Below are 3,937 nucleotides of genomic sequence, written 5' to 3'. Positions count from 1 at the left end.
GTACCAGACACCGAGGCCGAAGAGCAGCGCGAGGCCGACGTAGATCGACAGGTATGTCGCGCACTCCTTCATGCTCGGCTCGTGCGGGCGTCGTCCGACGACGGCCAGGTCGAACGTGAAGATGACGACCGTCACCGCGAAGGTGGCGATCCAGACCCAAGTGGGTACGTCCACGAGGTTGCTCCTCAGGAGGGGTAGGGGGGTGTACGGCACCGGCACCGCGCCGGGCGGTCAAGCCGGAGGTCTCTTCCGCTCCGCGGCCGCGGCCGCAGGGGCCGATGGCACCGGGAGCGGGCGAGCGCCCACGCCGTATTGACGACACCACCGCGGGGGAATACTCCCCTCCTGGTGCCCCCAGTCTGTCACGGACGGGAGGCGCGGGTCGAACCGTCCGCTCAGCGGCCGCCGTACGGCGCGCCGAGCTCCGCAAGCCGCGCCGCGCCGCCGTCCACCGCCGTGAGCACCCACGCGCCGGCGGGGGTGAGGGTGAAGGTGTGCTCGAAGTGGGCCRCCATGGAGCCGTCGATCGTGACGACCGTCCACTCGTCCTCGAGGAGGTCGGTCTCCTTGCTGCCCAGCGTCACCATCGGCTCCACCGCCAGGGCGAGACCCTCGACGAGGGTCGGCCCCCTGCCGCGCCTGCCGTGGTTGGGGACGTTGGGGGCCATGTGCATCTCGGTGCCGATGCCGTGGCCGGTGTAGTCCTCGAGGATGCCGTAGCGGCCCTCCCCGTGGACGTAGCGCTCGATCGCGTGACCGATGTCGCTGACGCGCCCGCCGAGGTGGGCGGCCGCGAGGCCACGCCACAGCGCGTCCTCGGTGACCCGGAGCAGCTCCAGGGTCTGGGGGGCGACCTCGCCGATCGGCACGGTGATCGCCGCGTCGCCGTGCCACCCGTCGACGATGGCCCCGCAGTCGATGGACACCACGTCACCGTCCCCCAGCACGCGGTCCCCCGGGATGCCGTGCACGACCTCGTCGTTGACGGAGGCGCAGATGGTCGCCGGGAAGGGCGGGTGGCTGTAGCCCTTGAACGACGGGATGCCGCCGTGGTCGCGGATGTGGGTCTCGGCGAGGCGGTCGAGCTCGCCCGTCGTCACACCGGGGGCCGCCGCGTCGCGGAGCAGGTCGAGCGTGCGACCGACCAGCAGGCCGCTGACCCGCATCTGGTCGATCTGGGCCGGCGTCTTGATCTCCAGGCCGCGGTTGGCGAACACCACAGGCCCTGCCGTCAGCTCTGGGGTACGACGTCGAGCGCGTCGAAGATGCGGTGCGTGACCTCGTCGACCTGGCCGAGGCCGTCGACCTCGATCAGGAGGCCGCGGTCGCGGTAGACCTCGATCAGCGGCGCCGTCTCCTCGGCGTAGATCTCCTGGCGCCGCCGGATGACCTCGGCGGTGTCGTCGGCGCGACCCTCGGTCTCGGCGCGCTGGAGGAGCCGCTGCACGACCTCCTCCTGGTCCACCGTCAGCACCACGACCGCGTCGAGGGCGTGACCGGTGTGCTTGATCATCCCGTCGAGCTCCTCCACCTGGGCGAGGGTGCGCGGGTAGCCGTCCAGCATGAAGCCGGGCTCGGCGTMCGCCTCGTCGATCCGGTTGCGCACCATCAGGTTGGTGACCTCGTCGGGGACGTACTCCCCCGCGTCCATGTAGCGCTTGGCCTCGACACCGAGCTCGGTCCCGCGGGAGACGTTGGCACGGAAGATGTCGCCGGTGGAGATCGCCGGGATGCCGAAGTGCTCGGCGATGAACTTGGCCTGGGTGCCCTTGCCGGCACCGGGGGGGCCCATGATGATCAGCCTCATTAACGCAGGAACCCTTCGTAGTTGCGCTGCTGGAGCTGGCTCTCGATCTGCTTCACCGTGTCCAGCGCGACACCCACCATGATGAGGATCGAGGTACCGCCGAACGGGAAGTTCTGGTTGGCGTTGATGAGGGCGAAGGCGATCAGCGGCACCAACGAGATGATGCCGAGGTACAGCGCTCCGGGAAGCGTGATGCGGGACAGGACGTAGGACAGGTAGTCCTCGGTCGGCTTGCCCGCCCGGATCCCGGGGATGAAGCCGCCGTACTTCTTCATGTTGTCCGCGACCTCCGTGGGGTTGAAGGTGATCGAGACGTAGAAGTAGGTGAAGAAGATGATCAGGCCGAAGTAGATCGCCATGTACAGCGGGTGGTCGCCGCCCACGAGGTAGCGGTTGATCCAGGTGATCACCGGCGAGGAGCTCGTCTGGTTGAACTGGACGGCCATCGCGGGCAGGTAGAGCAGCGACGACGCGAAGATCACCGGGATGATGCCGGCCTGGTTGACCTTGAGCGGGATGTACGTCGAGGAGCCACCGAACATCTTGCGACCCACCATCCGCCGCGCGTACTGCACCGGGATGCGGCGCTGGGCCTGCTCGATGAAGATCACCGCGGCGACCAGGATCAGACCGATCACCATGACGATGCCGAACACCCACCAGCCCTGGGTCTGCTGGACCTGCCAGAGCGAGCCGGGGAAGGTCGCGACGACCTGGGTGAAGATGAGGATCGACATGCCGTTGCCGATGCCGCGGTCGGTGATGAGCTCGCCGAGCCACATGATGACGGCCGTGCCGGCGGTCATGGTGAGCACCATGGTCAGGAAGGTCGCGGTGCCGTCGCTGTGGAGCAGGTCGCGGGTGCAGCCCTGCAACAGGTTGCCCGAGCGCGCCAGCGCGACGATGCCGGTCGCCTGCAGCAGCGCGAGTCCGAGCGTCAGGTAACGGGTGTACTGGGTGATCTTGGTCTGACCCGCCTGGCCCTCCTTCTTCAGCGCCTCGAGCCGCGGGATGACCACGACGAGCAGCTGCAGGATGATGCTGGCGGTGATGTAGGGCATGATCCCCAGCGCGAAGATCGACAGCTGCAGCAGCGCGCCACCCGAGAACAGGTTGACGAGCTGGTACAGGCCGTTGGACTCGACGTCGCTGAGGCACGCCTGGACGTTGCCGACGTTGACGCCCGGTGTGGGCACCTGGGAGCCGAGCCGGAAGATCGTGACGACCAGCAGGACGAACAGCAGCTTGCGCCGCAGGTCCGGCGTGCGGAAAGCGTTGGCGAACGCGCCTAGCACAGGATCGGCCTTTCGGTTACTGGTGCCGTGATGGGGGTCTGGTCCCCGTCGCGGCGGACAACGCCTCCACACACCTGCGTGGAGGCCCGGGGAAGCCTAACAGTCGCCTGTCGAAGTCATGCCCCGGTGAACGATGAGGCCCGGCCCGACAGTTCCCACTGCCAGGCCGGGCCTGTGTACGTCATGCGTGAGGGATGGACCTCAGAGCACCGTGATGGTGCCGCCGGCGGCCTCGATCTTCTCCTTGGCGGAGCCCGAGAACGCATCGGCGGAGACCTGAACGGCCACCGAGATGTCGCCCTGCCCGAGCACCTTGACGGGCTGGCCCTTGCGGACCGCACCCTTGGTGACCAGGTCCTCGACCGAGACGGCGCCACCCTGGGGGAAGAGCTCGTTCAGCTTGTCGAGGTTGACGACCTGGAACTCCACCTTGAAGGGGTTCTTGAACCCCTTCAGCTTGGGGAGCCGCATGTGGATCGGCATCTGGCCGCCCTCGAAGGCGACGGGGACCTGGTAGCGGGCCTTGGTGCCCTTGGTACCGCGACCCGACGTCTTGCCCTTGGACCCCTCACCGCGACCCACACGGGTCTTGGCGGTCTTGGAGCCGGGAGCCGGTCGCAGGTGGTGCAGCTTGAGCGTCATCAGTCGACCTCCTCGACCGTCACGAGGTGACGGACTGTGTTGACCATGCCCCGGATCTCCGGGCGGTCTTCCTTGACGACCACGTCGCCGATCCGCTTGAGACCGAGCGAGCGCAGGGTCTCGCGCTGGTTGGCCTTGAGACCGACCAGGCCGCGCTTCTGCTGGACCTTGAGCTGTGCCATCAGGAGGACAC

5 protein-coding genes are annotated in these 3,937 nt (G+C 68.0%); all 5 read right to left on the bottom strand.

Annotated elements, in window-relative coordinates:
- Positions 1–395 precede the first annotated feature (395 nt).
- A complete protein-coding gene (gene map, locus ACXJKL_RS16390; protein WP_457208089.1) occupies positions 396–1,217 on the bottom strand; it encodes a type I methionyl aminopeptidase in 822 nt (273 codons plus the stop codon).
- 14 nt (positions 1,218–1,231) lie between these two features.
- A complete protein-coding gene (locus ACXJKL_RS16385; protein ID WP_457208088.1) occupies positions 1,232–1,807 on the bottom strand; it encodes an adenylate kinase in 576 nt (191 codons plus the stop codon).
- Entirely contained in the window at positions 1,807–3,102 is a 1,296-nt protein-coding gene (gene secY / locus ACXJKL_RS16380; protein WP_457208087.1) for a preprotein translocase subunit SecY, read from the bottom strand. The genes ACXJKL_RS16385 and secY overlap by 1 nt, the downstream gene beginning before the upstream one ends.
- Positions 3,103–3,303: 201 nt before the next feature.
- Complete coding sequence (rplO, locus tag ACXJKL_RS16375; RefSeq protein ID WP_457208086.1) at positions 3,304–3,744, bottom strand: 50S ribosomal protein L15; 441 nt, start codon at positions 3,742–3,744, stop codon at positions 3,304–3,306.
- Complete coding sequence (rpmD, locus tag ACXJKL_RS16370) at positions 3,744–3,926, bottom strand: 50S ribosomal protein L30 (RefSeq protein ID WP_056887130.1); 183 nt, start codon at positions 3,924–3,926, stop codon at positions 3,744–3,746. The genes rplO and rpmD overlap by 1 nt, the downstream gene beginning before the upstream one ends.
- Between the last annotated feature and the right edge of the window lie 11 nt (positions 3,927–3,937).

The organism is Nocardioides sp. P5_C9_2, from assembly GCF_054049555.1.
This window is presented reverse-complemented; position numbering and strand designations above follow the sequence as displayed.

What these genes read in the sequence shown, in the direction of transcription:
- rplO (WP_457208086.1), bottom strand. Translation starts at nt 3,744, where the DNA reads ATGACGCTCAAGCTGCACCACCTGCGACCGGCTCCCGGCTCCAAGACC.
- rpmD (WP_056887130.1), bottom strand. Translation starts at nt 3,926, where the DNA reads ATGGCACAGCTCAAGGTCCAGCAGAAGCGCGGCCTGGTCGGTCTCAAG.